At 40.4% G+C, this 1,202-nt stretch carries 2 protein-coding genes; both read left to right on the forward strand.

Going from position 1 to position 1,202, the window contains the following annotated elements:
- The first annotated feature begins 149 nt into the window (after positions 1 to 149).
- Complete coding sequence (locus tag CAFE_RS06180; protein WP_156990123.1) at positions 150 to 446, forward strand: hypothetical protein; 297 nt, start codon at positions 150 to 152, stop codon at positions 444 to 446.
- 119 nt (positions 447 to 565) lie between these two features.
- Positions 566 to 1,202 (forward strand): hypothetical protein (locus CAFE_RS06185; protein ID WP_156990124.1); only part of this gene is annotated, 637 nt, incomplete at its 3' end.

Below are 1,202 nucleotides of genomic sequence, written 5' to 3' on the forward strand. Positions count from 1 at the left end.
ATATTCGATATCCGTAAAAGTTTGTTGCTTTTTCATTTCTCTGCACCGCCTGTGAATTGATAGTTCTATTTTACCAGAGTTCTCCTCTCTTCGGTAGAGGGGCGGATTAAATCAGAGGTTCCTTAGAGTTTAAAACTCAAAAAGAACTTATGGTAAGCTCCAATGAGATTACAACACAAGATTTTTGGGATGGAGCTAAATGTGCGGCTGCTATTACGGTGGTTATTGGTGGAACCGTATTTGCAGGTGCCAAGCTACTCAAAATCAGGAAATATGTTAAAGCTATCGGTGGTGTAAAAAAAGCCGCCGCCGCTCTGATTGCCTATGCCAAAGCAGGAAATGCTATACCGCCAAATGTGAAAGCAGATGTCGGTAAGTCAATTCAGAAACTAGCCGAAGAAGTCCTCGGAATCGCAACTATACAAGAGTATTGTTTCGGCGGGTAAACAAGTCGTTTTTCGTCAATAAAACGTACTTTTTAGGTTGGGAAGATATACAATGGCTAAATATTCTAAGATTCGCAGGGAATAAGTGCATAGATATTTAAAAGAAAGAGGTATACAATATGAATAAGCAGTTCAAAATGGTAATTAGTTCTATATTAACGTTGGCATTAATTTTTTCCACCTGCATTTCGGCTTTTGCAGCAGAATCAAAAGTGTCATCTAGGAAGACAGCATCTGTTACAATTGTGGAACAAGGTGTCTACATCAATGGGAATTATTATAGTCAAGAAGAATTTATTTCGCTATTAGGTGAAGCAACGCCAATATCCCAAGGATCTAAAAAACAAATGAGATCTGCGGTCGCCGGTGCAGCAATTGCTGCTGGAGCCTATTTTATTCCCGGCTTGGGAGAGGTGCTTATTACAGCCACGGGAGCTATTATAGTTGCCGGAGTTGCCGTAGCGGCTGGTACATGGCTATATAATACAGTGACCAACTGGTTTGCTGAACAGCGTGCTCTGCAGAGTGTCATTGATAGTATCCCATCACGATTGAGATCAGGAAACAGCGTTGACTTAGGAAAATTCAATCAGAAAGTGTCTGGAAAATCAGTAAAATACAAAGAAAAAGGGGGATGGACTATCGAAAAGGATAGAGCAGGAGATAATTCGCATGGTGGGAGCGAATGGAAACTTAAAAATCCAAGTGGAGAAAGAAAAGCTACTTTGGACAAAGACGGAAAGGTGTTAAGAAAAT

Origin of the sequence: Caproicibacter fermentans (assembly GCF_009746625.1) — a bacterium.
GTDB classification, from domain to species: Bacteria; Bacillota; Clostridia; order Oscillospirales; family Acutalibacteraceae; genus Caproicibacter; species Caproicibacter fermentans.

Bases quoted from the DNA above. Each gene is read 5' to 3' on its own strand.
- CAFE_RS06180 (WP_156990123.1), top strand. From the start codon at position 150: ATGGTAAGCTCCAATGAGATTACAACACAAGATTTTTGGGATGGAGCT.